Genomic DNA, 302 nt, shown 5'->3' with positions numbered 1-302 from the left:
CGCTGAACTTGTGGCCGTTTACGTCGCCGTCCAGCTCGACCAGGATGGGCACCACCCCGGTGAACAGCTCCTCGCCCTTGCTCACCATTTTTTCTTCCTCCACTAGTATCCTGTCTCTTGATCAGATCTTGATCCCCTGCGCCATCAGATCCTTGGCGGCAAGAAAGCCATCCAGTTTACTTTGCAGGGCTTCCCAACCTTACCAGAGGGCGCCCCAGCTGGCAATTCCGGTTCGCTTGCTGTCCATAAGACCGCCCAGTCTAGCTATCGCCATGTAAGCCCACTGCAAGCTACCTGCTTTC

At 56.3% G+C, this 302-nt stretch carries 1 pseudogene; it reads right to left on the bottom strand.

Features of this window, described 5'->3' with window-relative positions:
- Positions 1 to 121: 121 nt before the first annotated feature.
- Positions 122 to 302: pseudogene (locus tag AC0IZJ_RS28400) on the bottom strand (IS4 family transposase); the annotation flags it as partial.

The organism is Roseateles sp. AC306, assembly GCF_979253795.1.
This window is presented reverse-complemented; position numbering and strand designations above follow the sequence as displayed.